Origin of the sequence: Nocardia sp. NBC_01499, assembly GCF_045040275.1 — a bacterium.
GTDB lineage: Bacteria > Actinomycetota > Actinomycetes > Mycobacteriales > Mycobacteriaceae > Nocardia.
This window is the reverse complement of record NZ_CP109426.1, coordinates 6976865-6995145: the sequence shown is the minus strand read 5'-3', so window position 1 is coordinate 6995145 and position 18281 is coordinate 6976865. Positions and strand designations below refer to the sequence as shown.

General features: G+C 64.9%; 16 protein-coding genes. 8 read left to right on the top strand and 8 right to left on the bottom strand.

Annotation, left to right across the window (positions count from 1 at the left end):
• Positions 1-109 precede the first annotated feature (109 nt).
• On the top strand, positions 110-952 hold the full coding sequence (locus OG203_RS32020; protein WP_405160958.1) for an alpha/beta fold hydrolase: 843 nt from the start codon (positions 110-112) through the stop codon (positions 950-952).
• On the opposite strand, the gene OG203_RS32015 is transcribed toward OG203_RS32020, so the two are convergent.
• Both OG203_RS32015 and OG203_RS32010 read right to left on the bottom strand, forming a co-directional pair.
• A complete protein-coding gene (locus tag OG203_RS32015) occupies positions 884-2245 on the bottom strand; it encodes an MFS transporter (RefSeq protein WP_405160957.1) in 1362 nt (453 codons plus the stop codon). The genes OG203_RS32020 and OG203_RS32015 overlap by 69 nt on opposite strands.
• Before the next feature lie 5 nt (positions 2246-2250).
• Positions 2251-5496 (bottom strand): BTAD domain-containing putative transcriptional regulator, encoded by a 3246-nt coding sequence (locus tag OG203_RS32010; RefSeq protein WP_405160956.1) that lies wholly within the window; start codon positions 5494-5496, stop codon positions 2251-2253.
• 605 nt (positions 5497-6101) lie between these two features.
• Between OG203_RS32010 and OG203_RS32005 the strand changes: the two genes are divergently transcribed.
• Positions 6102-6659 (top strand): LuxR C-terminal-related transcriptional regulator, encoded by a 558-nt coding sequence (locus OG203_RS32005; protein WP_405160955.1) that lies wholly within the window; start codon positions 6102-6104, stop codon positions 6657-6659.
• 100 nt (positions 6660-6759) lie between these two features.
• Here the strand turns inward: OG203_RS32005 and OG203_RS32000 are convergent, their stop codons facing one another.
• The 6 genes from OG203_RS32000 to OG203_RS31975 form a co-directional block, all read right to left on the bottom strand.
• The gene (locus OG203_RS32000) at positions 6760-6963 is read right to left on the bottom strand and encodes a hypothetical protein (protein ID WP_405160954.1); all 204 of its coding nucleotides are present in this window, start codon (positions 6961-6963) and stop codon (positions 6760-6762) included.
• 14 nt (positions 6964-6977) lie between these two features.
• Complete coding sequence (locus OG203_RS31995; RefSeq protein ID WP_405160953.1) at positions 6978-8564, bottom strand: acyl-CoA carboxylase subunit beta; 1587 nt, start codon at positions 8562-8564, stop codon at positions 6978-6980.
• Positions 8561-9475 carry an alpha/beta fold hydrolase gene (locus tag OG203_RS31990; RefSeq protein WP_405160952.1) on the bottom strand — a complete coding sequence of 305 codons (915 nt, stop codon included), beginning with the start codon at positions 9473-9475 and terminating at the stop codon, positions 8561-8563. Before OG203_RS31990 ends, OG203_RS31995 begins: the two co-directional genes overlap by 4 nt.
• 80 nt (positions 9476-9555) lie before the next feature.
• The gene (locus tag OG203_RS31985; protein WP_405160951.1) at positions 9556-9843 is read right to left on the bottom strand and encodes an acyl carrier protein; all 288 of its coding nucleotides are present in this window, start codon (positions 9841-9843) and stop codon (positions 9556-9558) included.
• A 42-nt stretch (positions 9844-9885) separates the two neighbouring features.
• Entirely contained in the window at positions 9886-11109 is a 1224-nt protein-coding gene (locus tag OG203_RS31980; protein WP_405160950.1) for a beta-ketoacyl synthase N-terminal-like domain-containing protein, read from the bottom strand.
• A gap of 3 nt (positions 11110-11112) precedes the next feature.
• Positions 11113-12378: a beta-ketoacyl-[acyl-carrier-protein] synthase family protein gene (locus OG203_RS31975; protein ID WP_405160949.1), complete on the bottom strand. Its 1266-nt coding sequence runs from the start codon at positions 12376-12378 to the stop codon at positions 11113-11115.
• 228 nt (positions 12379-12606) lie between these two features.
• Between OG203_RS31975 and OG203_RS31970 the strand changes: the two genes are divergently transcribed.
• Genes OG203_RS31970 through OG203_RS31945 form a run of 6 tightly spaced genes read left to right on the top strand, consistent with a single transcriptional unit; the run spans position 12607 to position 18124 of the window.
• Positions 12607-14181, top strand: coding sequence for a bifunctional 3-(3-hydroxy-phenyl)propionate/3-hydroxycinnamic acid hydroxylase (locus OG203_RS31970; protein ID WP_405160948.1), 1575 nt, complete (start codon positions 12607-12609; stop codon positions 14179-14181).
• Complete coding sequence (locus OG203_RS31965) at positions 14181-14786, top strand: flavodoxin family protein (RefSeq protein WP_405168067.1); 606 nt, start codon at positions 14181-14183, stop codon at positions 14784-14786. Before OG203_RS31970 ends, OG203_RS31965 begins: the two co-directional genes overlap by 1 nt.
• The gene (locus tag OG203_RS31960; protein WP_405160947.1) at positions 14783-15709 is read left to right on the top strand and encodes an MBL fold metallo-hydrolase; all 927 of its coding nucleotides are present in this window, start codon (positions 14783-14785) and stop codon (positions 15707-15709) included. The genes OG203_RS31965 and OG203_RS31960 overlap by 4 nt, the downstream gene beginning before the upstream one ends.
• 19 nt (positions 15710-15728) lie before the next feature.
• The gene (locus OG203_RS31955) at positions 15729-16721 is read left to right on the top strand and encodes a fumarylacetoacetate hydrolase family protein (protein WP_405160946.1); all 993 of its coding nucleotides are present in this window, start codon (positions 15729-15731) and stop codon (positions 16719-16721) included.
• Positions 16718-17137 (top strand): ester cyclase, encoded by a 420-nt coding sequence (locus tag OG203_RS31950; RefSeq protein WP_405160945.1) that lies wholly within the window; start codon positions 16718-16720, stop codon positions 17135-17137. Before OG203_RS31955 ends, OG203_RS31950 begins: the two co-directional genes overlap by 4 nt.
• Before the next feature lie 33 nt (positions 17138-17170).
• Positions 17171-18124 (top strand): amidohydrolase family protein, encoded by a 954-nt coding sequence (locus tag OG203_RS31945; RefSeq protein WP_405160944.1) that lies wholly within the window; start codon positions 17171-17173, stop codon positions 18122-18124.
• Positions 18125-18281 lie beyond the last annotated feature (157 nt).

Genomic DNA, 18281 nt, shown 5'->3' with positions numbered 1-18281 from the left:
CGTGCCAAGTTCTGATATACCGTTGTTCGATACCCTCGGCTCTGTCGTACCGGTGAGAGTGGGAATTGTGGCTGACAACTCGAATACACCTTCTCGTATAGAGCAATTCATGACGACAAGGGACGGCCTTCGGCTGTGGACCGAGACATTCGGCGATCGACGCGATCCGCCGGTTCTGCTCATTATGGGCGGTATGGCGCAGGGCATCATTTGGCCCGATACCCTGTGCGCGGAACTCGCGGCCGTCGGGTATTTCGTCGTGCGGTACGACCATCGCGATACCGGTCGTTCGGCCGGGGTCGACTTCACCCGGAATCCGTACGATCTCACCCAGCTCGCACAGGACGCCGCCGAGGTGGTCCGCACGATCGCCGGTGGCCCGGCACACGTGGTCGGCCAGTCGGCGGGCGGCATCGTTGCCCAGCTGCTCGCCCTCGACAATGCCGCGCTGGTGCGATCCCTGGTGCTGCTGTCCTCGTCGCCAGAGCCGCCAACGCCCGACGACGACGCCACCGAGTCCGCCGACTCTGTTGCGGAAACTGCCACCACGACAACGGAATACGCGATCGAGGACGCGATGGACGGCTGGCGGCAACTGGTCGGCCAGCACGCGCCGTTCGACGAATCGTACTGGCGCACCCTGCTCACCCGCGCCGCCGCGCGGTCCGCCGGCCCCGACACCACCCTGAATCATGCCCGGGCACTGCGGCGCACCGCCCCGTATCAGGCACGACTGCGCACCGTCGCGGTGCGCACCCTGGTGATCCACGGACGACGAGACCCGATCCTGTCCATCGACCACGGGCGCGCACTCGCCGCGGCGATCCCGGACGCGACCCTGATCGAGCTCGACGACCTCGGCCACATTTTCCCGCCGGAACTCTCACCGCAGATTCTCGAGCTCATCCTGGGGCACCTGCGCGGCCTGGAGCCGATCGCCGCGGCCGGCTGAGCCATCGGCCATCCCGGCGGATCGGAAACGACCGAGCCCCGCACTGGCCGCGGTGATCAGGCACAGCAGCGCGACGTACCCGGTATAGACATGCACCGCATGGTGTTCGCTGAGGTATTCGATGAGATATGGCGCCGAGCCACCGGCGGCCGCGACGATCAACGCGTACGGCACGCCGATACCGGTCGAGCGGACCGCGGTCGGGAACATCGCGGTGACGACGACCGGCATCGCGACCGCCCCGCAGCCGTAGAGCAGCAGCATCATCACCATCGCGGCCAGCAGCGCGAGCTCCGACGATTCCAGGAACTCGAGCGCGACCGGCGCGAGCAGCGCCGATCCGATGCCGAACACCAGCAACAACTTTCGCGGGCCGAACCGGTCGGACACCATCCCGAGCAGGGGCACGGCCGCGACGAACACCAGCTGCGCACACAGCGACGCGAACCAGGCATGGTTCGCCGACATTCCGTGCGCGTGCTGCGCGAACGCGGGCAGATACGCCGAGAACGTATAGAAGGACACCGTCAGACCCGCGGTGATGCCCGCCACCCGCAGCATCGAGCCACGACTCTCGCGCAGCGCGCCGACCCGCGAGACGGTGGCGGGATGGGTGCGGGCCTGCTCGAAGACGGGTGTCTCGCGTAGACGCCAGCGCAGGTAGAGCACGTAGAGACCGGCGATCGCACCGATTCCGAACGGAATTCGCCAGCCCCAGTCCGCGAGCTCCGCCGAACCGAGGGCATTGTGCAGAACCAGCGCGAGCACCGTCGCCGCCAAGGTCCCGATCGTGCTGCTGACATGAATGGCGCTGGCGTACAGCCCCCGCCGCCCCGTCGGCGCCGACTCCACGACATAGGTGGTCATGGCGGCGGCCTCGCCCCCGGACGACAACCCCTGCGCGACCCGGGCCGTGAGCAGCAGCAGCGGCGCGAACACCCCGATCGTGGCGTGCGTCGGCGCACCCGCGATGAGCAGATTGCCCGCGGCCATGAGGAATACGGACACGGTCAGCGCGGGCGCCCGGCCGTGCCGGTCGGCATAGGCGCCGAGCAGCACACCGCCGACGGGACGGAAGAAGAAGCCGACCGCGAAGATGGCCAGGGTGGCCAGCAGCGCGGTCGTCGGCGCGCTGTCCGGGAAGAACTGGGGCGCGAGAATCAGCGCGAACACGCTGTAGCAGGCCCAGTCGTACCACTCGAGCACATTGCCGGCGGCGGCCGCGGCCAGCGAATGCAAGCGCCCGTTCGACGACGCCCGCGCCGAATCGTCCCGGTGCCACTTCGAGTTCACTACGATCAACCCCTTTCACGCACCACATGCACGGGCCGCAGCACGGCCGACACGGTGACCGACGCGGGCTCGTTCGCCCTGGCCGCGTCCAGCAGTCGCTCGGCGTCGGCCAGGCGAAGACGCTGGTCGCTGGTCCGGCAGATATCGAGGGCTCGTTCGGCGCAGCGGATGGATTCGGCCGGATTCCGCGCGTGCAGATGCAGGTGACCGAGCAGCAGCTGCACCTTGCTCTCGGCGATGGGATCTATTCCGGCGGTGACCGTTTCGTGCGCCGTGCGCACGTACTCCATGGCCCGCTCCTCCTCGCCCATGAAGAACTCGGCGAGCGCGAGCCAGGCCGCGGACGTGGCGATCCCGTTGGCATAGCCGATCTCGCGCCCGGCGGACAGCGCGTGCCGCGCGCGTTGCGCCATGCTCGACCACGCACCCTGCTCGACGTCGAGCGCCACCAGCAGGCAGATGGTTTCGATCTCATAGGTGCGGTCGCCGCAGTCGACGAACGTCTGGATCGCCTCTTCGGCCTCGCGACGGGCGGCCTCGGTATTGCCGCGCTCGAGTGCGATGAGCGCCGAACTGTACAGCGCGATGCTGCGGTCGTAGGACGACCCGATGCGCTGCGCGACGGCCATCGCCTGTGCGCAATGCGCCTCGGCGGCATCGAGATCACCCAGTTCATAGCAGGCAAGCGCCATGCCGCGCAGGCCGTAGCCCTCGATGTGCTGTATGCCGAGCTCTCGGGCGAGCAGCAGGCAACGCTCGAAAACCTCCATCGCCATGGTCATCCGGCCACGACTGGCGTGCACCGACCCGAGCAGGCCGAGCGTGGTCGCCATGGTGCGTTGATCGCCGAGCTCGGTTTCCAGGACCAGCGCTTCCTGACACACCTGCTCGAGCTCGTCGATGCGGCCGCTGCTGAGATAGACGAGCCCCATATTGTTCAAGATCGCGGCGGCTTCCTCCACCTGGTGCTGTCGACGGTGGATGTCGAGCGCCTGGGCATAGAACTCGAGCGCGCGCGGATACTGGCCCATGGTGGTGTACAGGTTCGCCAGGCTGCGGTACATCGCGGCGGTGGCCTGTGGATCGCCCGCGGCCACCGCGCTGTCCAGCGCCGCATTGGTCGACTCCAGCCAGTCCATGCGATGGTTGCCCGTCCAGAAGTAGCCACGCAGCCCGTCGGCGAGATGCCAGGAGAACCGGTACGGTTCGGTTCTGGCGAAAAACTGTATGGCCGCAACGAGATTCGACTGCTCGGCAAGCAGCCAGGCCATCGCCTGATCCGCATCGGCGGGCAGGGTCTCGGCGACGAACTCCAGCGGGGGCGCGGGCAACCGGACGAAGTCACGATGCAGCACCCGCGCCGCCGCGTCCACCATCGCCCAATACCAGGAGCCGAGCCGCTGCAGGGCGGGCTCGACCAGGTCCTGCCCGGATTCGACCTGGATTCGGTCCCGCGCGAATCGGCGCAACAGGTCGTGGAAGCTGAACCGGCCGGGGGCATCCGGCTGCAGCAGATTGGCCCCCGCCAGCCGGTCGAGCAGTCGGCGCGCCGCCGCGACCGTGATGTCACCGAGCGCGGCGAGTGTGCCTGCCGCGAAGTCCGGACCTGGCACCAGACCGAGCAGCTGGAATGCCCGGCGCTCGTCACTGGCCAGGGCCTCGTAGGACAGCAAGAATGCCGCGGAGACAGCGCTTTCGGTGTCATCGTCGACGGTGAAGGCGGCCAGCCTGTTGCCGTCGCGCAGATCGTCGACGAACAGCTCGGGCTCAGGGTTGGGTGCGCCGATCAGGTTGGCCAGCGCGATGCGCAGGGCGAGCGGGAGATGGGCACACAACTCCGCGAGCGCGTCGGCCAGCGCTGGGGTGAGCGAAAGCCCCACTGTGGCAGTCGTTTTGAGCACCAGAGCGCGCGACTCGACCGGTGTCAGCGTATCGACGTGGATGGCGTGCGCGCCGTAGGAGACGGCAAGACCGCTCAACCTACGGCGCGCCGTGACGATGACCCCGCAGCTATCGGTGCCGGGCAACAGCATCTCGATCTGGGCGGCGTTGATCGCATTGTCCAACACCAGCAGTACCCGCTTGTCTGCGAGCAACGAGCGGAACATGTTCAACTGCTCCTCCACATCCAACGGTATTCCGTTGGTGGGAGTCCCCATCGCCCTGAGGAATTGCGCGATGACCGAGGCCGGGGTGGCCGGTTGGCCGCTACCGTGGCCGTGCAGGTTCACATAGAGCTGACCATCGGGATAGCAGTCGCGCACGCGGTGCGCGAGGTGGATCGCCAACGCCGACTTCCCGACGCCGGGCGATCCCGAGAAGCTGACTATCGGCACGCCCCCGAAATCACCGGTCTTGCGCAGCACCGCTTCGGCGGCGGCCACCTGGGCCTCCCGCCCGGTGAATCCGACGACGGCCGGGGGCAGCTGCCTTGGTGCGGCCGACGGTGTCGACGACGTTGCCGGCTCGTCGCCGTGTTCGATCCCCAGATCGACCAGGCTCGGATCCGAGGTGAGAATCCGCTGATGCAGTGTGCGCAGGTGATCCGAGGGCTCGGTGCCGAGACGCTCGATGAGGAAACCGCGCACCTGCTGGTATACGTCGAGCGCCTCGGCTTGGCGACCGGCCCGGTACAGCGCGAGCATGAGCTGTTCCCAGAGCCGTTCGCGCAGTGGGTTTTCGATCGCGGCCTCACGCAGGTCCCTGATCAGCATCGCATGCCTGCCGAGGCGCATCTCGACATCGAAATACTGTTCGCGAACCTGCAGCAATTCCTCGGTCAGCGCGTGGCCGAAGTCGTTCCTGAGGGATTCGGAGGGGATGTCCTCCAGCACCGGCCCCCGCCACAGCTTCAGCGCCGCGTCGAGCAACTGCGCACGTTGCTGCGGCTCCGCCGTCGCCTTGGCCCGGGTGGCGAGCTCGCGGAACCGGATGAGATCGAGGGTGCCCGCGTCGGCCCGGATGGAGTACCCGGCGGCGGAGGTTTCGATCAGATCGGGATCCTCCAGGGTCGCGCGTAATCGTCGAATGTAGGTGTGCAGTGCGGCACGGGGATTCGCGACCTTTTCCCCGTCCTCCCACAACCACTGGGCGAGGCGATCGCTGGCGACTACCCGATTCGAGCGCAACAGCAACGCTACCAAGAGGATTCGGAGCTTGCCCGCCGCCGGCAGGGCAGCCCGCTCACCGATGGTGACAGCGAGCGGACCGAGCAGCCGAAAGTCCGGACTTCCCCCCTCAGGCTCATGCAAGACCGCCGAACCTACCCTTCGCGAGACCCAAGCGAAATCTATTGCCTAGCAACACAAATAGCAGAAGACCATCAGGATGTCGAGGCAATGTTCTTTGCTGAATCGAAGCTCGGCGACCGTGGCCTCCCCCTAAATCGGACACCAGATCCACTGGTCGACAGCAGGTGTCGCAACCACCGACGCGTGCGGGCCGCTCGACCCGCAAAATACCGGCGGCGATCTGCCGCGGCAGTCGACTAGCTACCCGTACCGCCGAACTCGCGTTCGCGCTGGTCGCGGCCAGCGTAATTCGATGACTGTCATAAGGCAGGCAAGTGAAAGCGATCTGTAAGCGCGGTCGGCGAACCTCGATACATGTCGACGACTCGGATTCCCGGATCGGGAACCGGCATCGACCGAGTGTTTCTGATGTTGTACGAGAGGGGGCGGCCCACGTGTCTGGTCGCAGCACTGATCGAACCGAAATAATCGTGCTATCCAGAAGCCATGCCAAGCGTGAGGAGTTCGCTGGCTTGCTGCTTGCCGCTTCCGTCGATGCGTTGTCGAAGGTCAGGATGGCACTCGACCCGGCGACCTGTTTGCGGAGCGGATCATATTCCGCCACAGTGGTTCTGCTGTGGCACGTCGGCACCGCCGACTATGCCGATCTTGCCGAAATGCCGAGATTGGCCGAACAGGCGAAGGTGGTACTGGTCCTCGACGACGCGGACCAGGACGCCATATTCGTTGCCGCACAGAACAATGTCTTCAATATCCTGGTCGCCGGTTACTACACCCACCGCGAGCTCGGTCATGGTGTGTCGTCGGCGGCCGAGGGGCTCGGGCATATGTCCGCACCGGCGAGCAATCTACTGAGCCAGCTGGTTCGGCTGATGCAGCGCAATGCGCCCGACGGCGACGGTAATCCGGTGCGCAGCAGGCTGTCCAGGCGGGAGGGCGAGATAATGGACTGCATATCGCGAGGGCTGAGTAATGCCGAAATCGCGGCGGAACTGTTTCTGAGCCAGAAGACCGTCAAGAATCACATCAATCGGCTGTTCGCCAAACTGGATGTCGCACACCGTGGCGAGGCCATCGCCATGTGGCTGGGCACGATGGGATCGCCGCAAGATCCTCGGTTCGATCTGAAGCGCGATCTCGCGCTCATGACGAATCGGCGATGAAGACGCCCGCAGCGCGCGTTGCCGATGCGAAAGTGTGCCGTCCGTCCGGAATTACGCCGATGTGCCGCACCGCTCAGGCGATGCGGCACATCTTCGAAGCTCATCGAGAACCCGGCGGCGCGCCGTGCTGCGCACCATCTCGCCAACTCATCGGATTGGGATAGCTGACTGGTCGCCATTGGACTGGTCGTAACACGGTCGCGGTCGCGGGATCGCGCGCGCAGAGCAACGCGACCACCACCGCCGCTATGGAATGGTCATCGAGCGGGGCGTCGATGCGGAGCACGACTTCGGGATCGGACATCACGACACCACCTCTCACTGCGGCGGATTGCCGTGCTTACGCACAGGCAGATCGGCATGTTTGGACCCGAGCATCGCCAACGACCGGATGAGCACGGCCCGCGTCTCGGCGGGTTCGATCACATCGTCGATCAAGCCACGCTCGGCGGCGTAATACGGATGCATCAGCTCGTCCTTGTATTTGCGAACCAGTTGCGCGCGCATGGCTTCCGGGTGGTCGGCGGCCGCGATCTTCTTACGGAAGATGACATTGGCCGCCCCTTCCGGACCCATCACCGCGATTTCGTTGTTGGGCCAGGCCAGCGCCAGGTCGGTGCCGACGCTGCGCGAATCCATCACGATGTAGGCGCCCCCGTACGCTTTACGCAGGACCACGGAGATGCGCGGCACCGTCGCGTTGCAATACGCGTAGAGGAGCTTGGCTCCGTGCCGGATTATCCCGCCGTGCTCCTGATCGACGCCGGGAAGAAAGCCGGGCACATCGAGCAGGGTGATCAACGGGATATTGAAGGAATCGCACATCTGCACGAACCGGGCCGCCTTCTCGCTGGCGTGGATGTCGAGCACACCCGCCTGATTCTTCGGCTGGTTCGCGACGATGCCGACAACCTTCCCGCCCATCCTGGCCAGCGCGACAACAATATTGGTTGCCCAGCGCTCCTGGATTTCCAGATAGGCGCCATCGTCGACGAGCTCCTCGATGACATCGAGCATGTCGTAAGGTCGGCTGCCATCGGTCGGCACCACATCGTTCAGTACGTCGCAGCGGCGGTCGGGCGAATCCGTCGTCGGTTCGTCCGGCGGTGTGTCGCGGTTGTGCTGCGGGAGGAACGACAGCAGATACCGGACGTCCTCGAGACAGGTGTCCTCGTCGTCGTAGGCGAAATGCGCGACACCGGATACCTCGGCGTGCACATCGGCCCCGCCGAGCTCGTTCTGCGTCACCGACTCACCGGTGACGGCCTTGACGACATCGGGGCCGGTAATGAACATCTGGGAGATGTCGCGAACCATGAAGACGAAATCCGTCAGCGCGGGCGAGTAGGCCGCCCCACCGGCACACGGCCCCAACATCACACTGATCTGTGGAATGACACCGGAGGCCCTGGTATTCGCTTGAAAGATCCCGCCGTATCCGGCGAGCGCGGTGACCCCCTCCTGAATTCGGGCGCCCGCACCATCATTGAGGGATACCAGGGGCGCCCCCGCGGCCAAGGCCAAGTTCATGACCTTATGGATCTTCTGGGCATGCGCCTCACCCAGCGCACCGCCGAAGATCCGGAAATCATGGGCGTAGACAAATGTGGTACGCCCGTGCACGGTGCCCCATCCGGTCACGACGCCGTCGGTATAGGGCTTATTGTCGTCGAGGCCGAAACCCGTTGCGCGATGGCGGCGCAGCGGCTCTATCTCGGTGAAAGAGCCCTCGTCGAGCAGTCGCTCGATCCGCTCGCGCGCGGTGAGTTTGCCCTTCGCGTGCTGGCGCTCGGTCGCCTTCGGATCCGGACCGGTCCGAACGAGGTCCTTCAGCCACCGGAGTTCGTCGAGGCGTGCGATGTCCTCGATGTCGACTATCTCGGTGAGCGCGCTCTTCTCGATCATGATGAGGTCCTTTCTGTCTGATATGTGGCATTTCTGGCCGCGACCCCGTCGAGCAGGCAACTCTCGAAGTACGCCAATGCCTGCAAGTGGTAGGTGCGGGCGGCCCAACCGAGGCTGATGTTGTGCCCCGCCTTGGGAATGCGCTCGGTGCTCACCCTCGGCGCGGCGGCGAACAGCGACCGCAGTTCCGCGAGGTCCTGCTCCGCATGGCGCCACCAGCCCTCGAACTCGGCGAAGGTGAAGCGAACGGGCACGCGGACGCGCGGCGCCAGTTCGGCGAGGCGGCCGGTCCAGCCGAGCACGTCGCCCAACTCACGCGGCGGCGGCGAGCTGATCAGCGCGCTGCTGGATCTGAAGGTGTTCAGCGGGTAGAGCTGCAGCGATCCCCAGTGCCGGATCCACTGTCTTCGACGGCTGCCCGGCACGGATTCCATTGGTACGTAGCGGTATCCGCATCCGGAGACATCGACACCGAGCAGACCGGCCGGATCGGCCGCCCCGATCGTCAACGCGACCTTGGCGCCGAGCGAGTGGCCGAGCAGGAAGAATCCGTCACCGATGTCGTAGCGCCCGGTGAAATCCCGGATACCGGCGAGGACGGTCTCGGCCTGCTCGGCAACCGACTGCCCCTCGGGCAGCCGATCGGCCGACATCCGGTAACCCGGCCGATCCACCGACAGCACGGTGTAACCCAGGCGGGTGGCGATCTCGAACAGGGACAGGTCGGGATGGGCCTGGCCGTGGAAATACCCGGCCGACATCCCCGCGCCGTGCAGCGCGACGATGGTGGCACGCGGCGGCGTCGACACCGGCTCATCGAGCAATGCCGACAGCGTTATCCCATTGGCGTTCAAGGTGATCGGGCGAACGGTGGTCGGCGCCCGCAATACCGAGGCATTGAGCTGGTTCATGACTTGTCCTGTCGGCGTGGTGAGCATCGCGGTTCGGATCGGCGTAACCGATCCGAACCGCGATCTCGGCGAGCGGTACTTCAGGCACTGACCGTCCCCGACAACAGCTCCTCGGCCGGTACGAGCTCCGCGACGACATACTCGACGAATGCGCGCGGTGTGGTCAGCTCGTCGAAAGCGTCATCGGAGATCTTGATTCCGAAGCGCTGCTCGACCCGGGCGGCGGTTTCCAGCAGCGCGATCGAGTCATAGCCGAGGTCGTCGAACTCGGTATCGGCGATATTGTCGATCTGTTCGATGCCTTCCAGCTCACCCGCGCATTCGAGGAGAATTTCACGCAGCGTGTCGATATCGAAGGAGGTAGTCATGGCATTTCCCTTTCTTGTTACGGTTACTTGCATTTCGATTGATCAGCAGGCGGAGACGACAAGGGCGGCATTGAAACCGTTCTCGTCGTGTGCGAGCACCAGCGCGTGCTCGACGGTGACCGCGCGCGACGTTCCGGTGACGAGGTCGATCCAGTAGTCGGCGGCGGCCTCGATGGTGCCGACGGTCGGCGGAATCTCGTTGTGCTCGATGGCCATCACCGCGGCGACGATGTCGACCGCCGAGCCCGCGGCATACATCCGGCCGGTCGCCGCCTTTGGCACGGTCACCGGCACGCCGTGCGGGCCGAACAGCTCACGGATCGCCGCGGCTTCCACCGCATCGGCGGTCGCGATGCCCGCACCGTCGGCGAACACCACATCGATCTGGTCGGGCGTGAGACCGGCGTCCGCGATCGCGGCCCTGGCCGCCACGGACAACGTCGACGGCTTACCTGTCGACGGGGCCGGATCGAAAGTGGAACTGTATCCGGTGATCGCCGCACGAATTGCCTTGGCATTGCGGCTCTTTGCCGCACCGAGCGGCTCGAGCACCATCATCGCGCAGCCCTCCCCGAGCACATATCCATCGGCCTTGTCGGCGAATGGCCGATAGGCGGCCGCCGGATCGTCCGATCGGCTCAGGTAGCCACCCGAAATCCCGGCAACCAGGCCGTACGGGCAGATCGGCGCATCGGCGCCGCCGGTGACGACGAACCGCTGACCGGAGCGCAGGCGGCGGCGCGCCTGCCCCACCGCATCGATTCCGCCCGCCTGTCCGGTGACGACGACGCCGGCCGAACCCTTCAGCTGATTCTTGATCGAGATCTGACCGGTGTTCACGCCGTGGAACCAGGCATAGGACATATAGGCGGTCACGTACTCGGGCCCGCGCCGCCACAATCGGAAGAGTTCGTTCTGAATGAATTCAGCACCGCCGATGGCATTCGCATTGACCACCGACCCTGCGTATTCGTCGAATTCGGTCGGGTCGATCTCCGCCGCGGCAAGCGCCCAGTCCGTCGCAACGAGCGCGAGCTGCGTGCTCCGGTCGGTTTGCGGGCGCAGCCGACTCGGGATGTGTGCCGCCGGGTCGAAATCGTCGATCTGACCACCGATACGGCTCGGGTACTTATCGACGGAGAACCGCGTGATGCCCTTGATTCCGCTACGGCCCGACCTGGCGGACTCCCAGAACTCGGTGAGCCCGGCTCCGGTCGGGGTGATGACCCCGATACCGGTGATGACGGGAGTGTCCTCGGTGATCACTGTTTACCTGCCTTCTCTCGTCAGGATCGCGGCACTCTGAAATCCGCCGAAACCGCTACCGACGCTCAATACGACATCGGTTCGCTGTTCGCGAGCGATCAACGGCACATAGTCGAGATCGCATTCTGGATCGGGTTCGTGCAGATTCGCGGTCGGCGGAATCACCCCGTGCCGGATGGCAAGTGCACAGGCCGCCAATTCGATCGACCCGATGGCGCCGAGCGAATGCCCGATCATGGATTTGATGGAACTGACCGGTGTTTCGTAGGCGGCATTGCCGAGGCTGCGCTTGTACGCGGCCGTTTCGTGCCGGTCATTCTGCTTGGTACCTGATCCGTGCGCATTGATGTAGTCGATGTCACTGGCATCGACCCTGGCCTGCCGCATGGCGTCCCGGATGGACTCGGCCATTTCCTTACCATCGGGCAGTAGGCCGGTCATGTGGTGCGCATTGCAACGGGAGGCGAAGCCACCGACCTCGGCGATGATGTCGGCGCCGCGCGCCTTGGCCGTCTCGTAGTTCTCCAGGACGAACATCGCCGCGCCCTCGCCGAGGACGAATCCGTTACGCCGCCGGTCGAACGGCTTGGAGGCATGCTCCGCATCGTCGTTGTCGCGCGTCGTCGCCTTGATCGCGTCGAAGCAGGCGGCGGTGATCGGCGTGATGGGAGCGTCGGTCGCGCCAGCGATGACCGTGTCCGCGCTGCCTTCCTGGATCAGTTGAAAGGCGTGGCCGATGGTATCGAGGCCGGACGTGCAGCCCGCCGAGATCATCGCCGACGGTCCCTGCGCGCCGGTCAGCCAGGCGATCTCGCGGACCGTCGCGCCGGTGGATTGGTAATCGAGCAGGTGCGGCGACGCGTAATGGTGGTCGAGTTCCCACAGCCTGCCGTCGTCGCTGAGCGCCCGATAGTTGGCGTCGAGCTCGCGCACCGAACCGACCGCACTGCCGACGCTGACGCCGAACCGGCTCGAATTCTCTTCGGTGACTTCGAATCCCGACATCTCGAGCGCCTCGACCGCGGCGACATAGGCGAACTGCGTCGCACGTCCCATCCGGTCGATCTGCTGCGCGGTCAGACCGTGCTCGGCAGGTGCGAAATCGCATTCGGCGGCGACTTTGGATCGGAAATTACTTGCGTCGAAGAACGAGATCCGGCGCGTTGCCGTCTGCCCGTTCGTCATGGTTTCCCAGAATTGTTTAACTCCTATACCTCGTGGCGCGACAACGCCGGTACCGGTTATGACAACTCGATTGTTTTGCCCCATGGGTGATATCCCCTCGATCGGCCAGCGGGCCGCCTCGAAATCGGCCCTTCCAAAATATTCGCAGGCGTCGATCGGTTCCGAGAGGGTCTGCGGACCTAAACACGACCGACCCTGGCGAAACGGCTCGCCGCCGAGGCGCGGATGAGGCCTCTGGGCCCTGGGCGCAGGTGGCCGGGAACCGAAATGATACTTCCGACAATCCGAATTCGTTAGAAGGAGCAGACATCCGTGGAAACCTACGATGTGGTGCTGGTCGGTTACGGTCCTGTCGGACAAGCATTCAGTGCATTGTGCGGCCAGGCCGGTTACAAAGTTGCGGCTTTCGAGGCGCACGAGAATATCGCGGGCATGCCGCGAGCAGCTCATCTCGACGATGAAATCATGCGAACGATGGATCGCATCGGTGCCGGCGCTGAAATCCGGGACGATGCGCTCCCCTGGGAAATGTACGACATCAGGACCACCGCATTCGACGGCGAATTGCTGACCAGTTACGACTGGAGTCACATGGGTCGGCACGGCTGGCGGGCGCACTGGATCTATTACCAGCCCCATGTGGAGGCCGCGATCCACCGGGCCGCCGTCGGATCGGGCAATGTCGAGGTGAGTTTCGGGCACCGCGCCGTCGAGCTGCGGCAGGGCGAGGACTTCTCCGTGGTCGTCTTCGAAGACGCGGCGGGTAACCGTCGCGAGGTACGCGGCAAGTACGTGGTCGGCGCCGACGGTGCGAACAGCTTTGTGCGGCAGGCACTCGGCATCACCGTCACCAATGGCACCAGTGGGCCGGATCGCCTGGTCATCGATGTCGCGGAAAAGCACCCGATGTCGTTCGAGTTCGAGAACGGGCAGTTCGCGGACCCGGTTCGCCCCGGCTGCCTCTTCCAGCTCGGTAAATCGCACCGGCGCTTCGAATTCCAGGTTTTCGAGAACGAGACCGCCGCGGACTTCACCGATGACAAGGTCTGGGAATTGCTCTCGCCGTGGGGCGGGCCGGACGATTTCATCGTCCTGCAGCACCCGATCTTCCCGTTCCGCGAAGTCATGGCCGATACCTGGCAGGCGGGGAACTGCTTCATCATCGGCGATGCCGCGCACGTGATGTGGCCGTTCGCCGGTCAGGGCATGTGCTCGGGTATCCGTGATGCGGCGACCCTGGTCTGGCGGCTGGACATGGTGCTGCGCAATCTCGCCGCCCCCGCGCTGCTGGACAGCTTCACCGAGGACCGCAAGGCCAACGCGCAGGGCTGGATCGACCGCGCCAGGCAGATCGGCCTGCCGTGCATCATTCTGGATCCGGAAGAGATCGAGCGGCGTAATGCGCGGATGAAGGCCGAGATGGCCGATCCGTCCCTCGAGGCGCCGAGGGCCGAGCGGCCGGGACCGAAGGCGTTCGCGCACCCCGACGATCCGGCTGCCGGAACCCAGAGCATTCAGGGCACCGTCGAGGTCGGCGGGCGGACCGGGCTGTTCGACGAATTCGTCGGCTACGGCTGGGTTCTCGTCACCAGGACAGCCGAGGTCACCGCGGCCCTCGAAGGTCGGCTGCGCACCGAGCTCGACTACTTGGGCGTGCACGTCGCGCAGGTCGGCGACGCGGACTCCGCGGCCCCGATCCTCGATATCGATGGCACGTACGGGGATTGGTTCGACGAACTCGACGCGGTCGCCGTGCTGGTGCGCCCCGACTTCTATGTGTACGGCGCGACCGACACCGCGGCGGCTACCGTCGCGATGCTCGAGCAGTTCATCGGCGCCTTGGACGGAAAGCCCTTGCAGTCCGCGGCTCGAACGGCTGGTCTGTGATGGACGCGGTCGAGGTAGCGATTGTCTACCACTCTCGATCGGGCCATACCGCAGCGCTCGCCAGGGCGGTCAGCGAAGGTGTGCAATCGGCCGGGGCGATCAGTCACCTGATATCGGTGGACGCGATCACCGAGCAGCAATGGCAGCACCTGGACGACAGCGATGCCGTCATCTTCGGGAGCTCGACCTTCATGGGTAACGTCTCGGCCGAGTTCCAGCGATTCGCCGAATCCACCTCGAAGCGCTGGTATCGCGGCGCCTGGCGGGACAAGCTCGCCGCGGGATTCGTCAACTCGGGATGCAAGAGCGGCGACAAACTGCACGCGCTGATGTCGATGATCGTGCTGGCGGGCCAGCACGGCATGAACTGGGTCAGCCTCGCGATCGAACCAGGGTGGAATACCAGCGCGTCGAGCGAGAACGACCTCAATCGCCTCGGCTTCTTCCTCGGCGCGGCTGCCCAGTCGTTCGCCGACGTCGGGCCCGACCAGATGCACGAATCCGATCTGGAGACCTGTCGCCAACTCGGCGCCAGGGTGGCGAGAATGGCCGGGATCACGCGACTCGGCAGCCTGTCACCGTCGGAGACGGGAGCGTCATCGTGACCGCGACGCACGCCCATCAGGTCGCCGAGCTCGGCACCCTTGCCGAGATCCTGCCCGGCATTCACCTACTGACACAGCCGGATTGGGGCTGGGGTCTGAACAACAGCGGCGTCATCGTCGGCGACGACAGCGTCCTCGTTGTCGACACTTGCTTCACCGAGCGCCGCACCCGCCGACTGCTCGCCGAAATCGAAAGAGTCACCGACAAACCGGTGCAATATGTGGTCAACACTCACCATCACGGCGATCACACCTTCGGCAACTACGTGTTCTCGAATGCGGTGGTGGTCGGTCACGAGGCCTGTCGGCGGAAGGTACTGAGCGAGGGCCTCGCGGTCCTGCCCTACTTCTCCACCGTCGAGTGGGGTGAAATTCGGATCACCCCGCCGAGCCTCTGTTTCGACGATCGGCTGACGATTAATCTCGGTGACCTCGAGGTGCAGCTGATCTCGGTGGCGCCCGCGCACACCGTCGGCGACGTCGTGGTGTGGCTTCCGGATCAGAAGGTGCTCTTCGCCGGGGACATCGTCATGAACGGGTGCACACCCGTCATCACCGACGGTTCCCTGGCGGGTACCCGCAAGGCACTGGAGTTGGTGCGCGCGCTGGCACCGTCGGTGGTGGTGGCCGGACACGGTGCGCCGACCGATGCGTCCATATTCGACGAGGTATCAGCATATTTCGACCTCGTCGAGCAGGCCGCGACTGCCGGCTATGCCAAGGGACTCACCCCGTTGGAGGTGGCCCGCACCGTCGATCTCGGCAAATACGCCGAGTGGACCGATTCGGAGCGGATCGTGGCGAATATCGCGCGCACCTATTCCGAACTGCGCGGTGAGCCGCTGGGAACTCCGCTGCAGCGCAAGGAAATAGCTCCGATGATGACTGAATTCGCCGGGCATCCGCTGCGCTGCCACGCATAGAGATACATAGGAGGAAGCAATGAAATTCGGTCGAATACTTCGAGATACACCGGACGGTCCGCAGCCGCGCTTGGTTTCGGTACACCCGAATCCCGACGGGGTCGCCATCCTTGACCTGGCCACGGCCTACGTCGAGTTGTTGATCGACGGCGGCGCCACACCCCGCATGGCCCGCGCGCTCGCCCGTGCGCAATTCCCCGGAAGCCTCACCGAGGCACTGGAGTTCGGCGATCACTTCATCGACACCGTGCGGCGAGTACACGCACATGCCGATGACACCACGATGATCGATGGAGAGGAGGTGAACTGGATATCGCCGGTCGACCCGCCGGTGTTGCGCGACTTCAATGCCTTCAAGAACCACGAGGCGACCGCGCCGGATGTCTGGTTCCAGGTGCCGCTGTACTTCAAGATCAACCCGTCCACCATCGTCGGGGACGGCGCGCAGATCGTCTGGCCCGGCGAATGCGAACACATGGACTACGAGCTCGAACTCGGCTTGGTGATCGGGAAGCGAGGCGTGGATCTCACGCCGGACAATGCCGCCGATGTCCTGTTCGGCGTCACCATTTTCAATGATTTCAGCGTGCGGAACCTGCTGCGCAAGGAGATGGAAGGTCGGCTCGGCCCGGCCAAGGGCAAGGACTTCGCCAGCGCGATCGGCCCCTGGGTGGTCACCACCGATGAGATCGATATCCGGAATCTGCCGATGACCGCACGGATCAATGGCGAACTGTGGTCGAGCGGCAACAGCGGGGACATCATCTGGAGCATCGAGGAAATTCTTTCCTATGCCTCCCGGTCCGAACCGCTGGTACCCGGCGAAGTCATCGGCACCGGCACCGTGGCCGGCGGCAGTGGCTGGGAATTGGACAGAAAGCTACAACCCGGTGACGTCGTCGAATTGACGATCGACGGCATCGGCACGCTGCGCAATATCGTCGGCGCGCCCGAGGCGGCACCGTGGGTGCCGCGCGAGCGCGGTCGCGACCGAGTGGAGGTCAGGGCATGAGCACATTCGAGGCCGAGGCCAACAAGGTCCTTACGAAGCGATTGTTCACCGCATTGGAGGTCGCGGACACCGCGGTGATCGGCGAGCTGATCGCCGATGACCTGGTCGATCACAGCCCCATGTTCGGCAGGAACGCCTTCGAGCGCGAACAACTCATCGATGCCGCGGTGACCTTCAAACGCGCCTTCCCCGATGTCCGGATCGCCACCGAGCACGTGATCGCGGAAAACGACAGAGTCGTCGTTTCGGAATTCGTGACCGGCACGAATACCGGCCCGTTCCGGGAGGCCGAGCCGACCGGCCGACGGATGACCGTGCGTGCGACACACGTACTGAGAATCGCAGGCGGCAAGGTCGTCGAGCACTGGGCCGTGCGCGAACTCGAGGGCATGGTGTCGGCGCTGTCGATGGGATGACAACGAAATCAGCTGAGATGAAATGAGATGGCAATGACAACGGAAGCAGGCTGGATCGATGTCCACGCCCATTTCGTTCCGGACGTATTCCGTGCGACATGGACGGCGGCACCGCCCCGATTCCGCGATGGTATGCGCGGTCTGCCGCCGTGGTCGATCGTGTCGGCCAGGGAATCCCTGGCCAAGGCCGGTGCCGCGGCCGCGGTGCTCGGCGTACCGTCGCCCGGCGTGTGGTTCGGGGATCGGCCGGCCGCGATCCGGCTGGCCAGGCAGGTCAACGAGGCCGGGGCGGAGATCGTGCGCGATGCCCCGGAATTCGGACTCTACGGCTGCCTACCCCTGCCGGATGTGCCGGCGACCTTGACCGAAGTGGCCTACTGCGTGGACGAACTCGCGGTGGACGGCTTCATCGTGTTCAGCAATTGGGCAGGTCACAGTCCTGGCGATCCGCAATTCCTACCGGTGTGGGAGGAATTGGATCGCCGGGGCAGGCCGGTACTGATGCATCCGTGCTCACCGTGCGAATCCGAGGGGTCGCTCGGTGTGCCCGGAGTCGTAGCGGAATTCCCGCTCGACACGACCCGTGCGATAGTGGACCTGATTCTGTCCGGCGCATTGGACAAATTCCGGAATCTGCGGTTGATAGTGTCGCATGCCGGCGCGGCACTACCGGTACTCGCCGATCGCATGATCGCTCTGGCCCCCGCACTCGTCGCCGGGTTCGACGGCGATATCCAACGAGATCTCGAAAAGCTGTATTACGACTTGGCTGGGCCCGTTGTGCCACGCCAGTTACGCGCATTACTGGATATGGTCAGCGCCGACCGCCTTGTATATGCGTCAGACGCTCCGTTCATGCCACCACACCTGCTTGGTGGGTGGCGGAAAGCATTGGAATCCACGGAGTTGTTCACGGATTCCGATCGTGTAGCCATCGCTCGGGAGACAGCAGCGTCGCTGTTTCCCAGGGTGGCCGGAGTGCGGTAATTTCCGGCCGAGGGTCGACGTCACCCTCGGTCGTCATATCGGATGCGGGCGGGCCCGGATCAGTGTCTCGAGCACTGATCCGGGCCCGCCTGCGTGTGTGCCCTGACCTGGCCATCGCCGAGTTGATTTCATCTCAGGCAATCGTGGATTGCGAAGG

What these genes read in the sequence shown, in the direction of transcription:
- OG203_RS31975 (WP_405160949.1), bottom strand. Translation starts at nt 12,378, where the DNA reads ATGGGGCAAAACAATCGAGTTGTCATAACCGGTACCGGCGTTGTCGCG.
- OG203_RS32020 (WP_405160958.1), top strand. Translation starts at nt 110, where the DNA reads ATGACGACAAGGGACGGCCTTCGGCTGTGGACCGAGACATTCGGCGAT.
- OG203_RS31990 (WP_405160952.1), bottom strand. Translation starts at nt 9,475, where the DNA reads ATGAACCAGCTCAATGCCTCGGTATTGCGGGCGCCGACCACCGTTCGC.
- OG203_RS31965 (WP_405168067.1), top strand. Translation starts at nt 14,181, where the DNA reads ATGGACGCGGTCGAGGTAGCGATTGTCTACCACTCTCGATCGGGCCAT.
- OG203_RS31995 (WP_405160953.1), bottom strand. Translation starts at nt 8,564, where the DNA reads ATGATCGAGAAGAGCGCGCTCACCGAGATAGTCGACATCGAGGACATC.
- OG203_RS31950 (WP_405160945.1), top strand. Translation starts at nt 16,718, where the DNA reads ATGAGCACATTCGAGGCCGAGGCCAACAAGGTCCTTACGAAGCGATTG.
- OG203_RS31985 (WP_405160951.1), bottom strand. Translation starts at nt 9,843, where the DNA reads ATGACTACCTCCTTCGATATCGACACGCTGCGTGAAATTCTCCTCGAA.
- OG203_RS31945 (WP_405160944.1), top strand. Translation starts at nt 17,171, where the DNA reads ATGACAACGGAAGCAGGCTGGATCGATGTCCACGCCCATTTCGTTCCG.
- OG203_RS31955 (WP_405160946.1), top strand. Translation starts at nt 15,729, where the DNA reads ATGAAATTCGGTCGAATACTTCGAGATACACCGGACGGTCCGCAGCCG.
- OG203_RS32000 (WP_405160954.1), bottom strand. Translation starts at nt 6,963, where the DNA reads ATGTCCGATCCCGAAGTCGTGCTCCGCATCGACGCCCCGCTCGATGAC.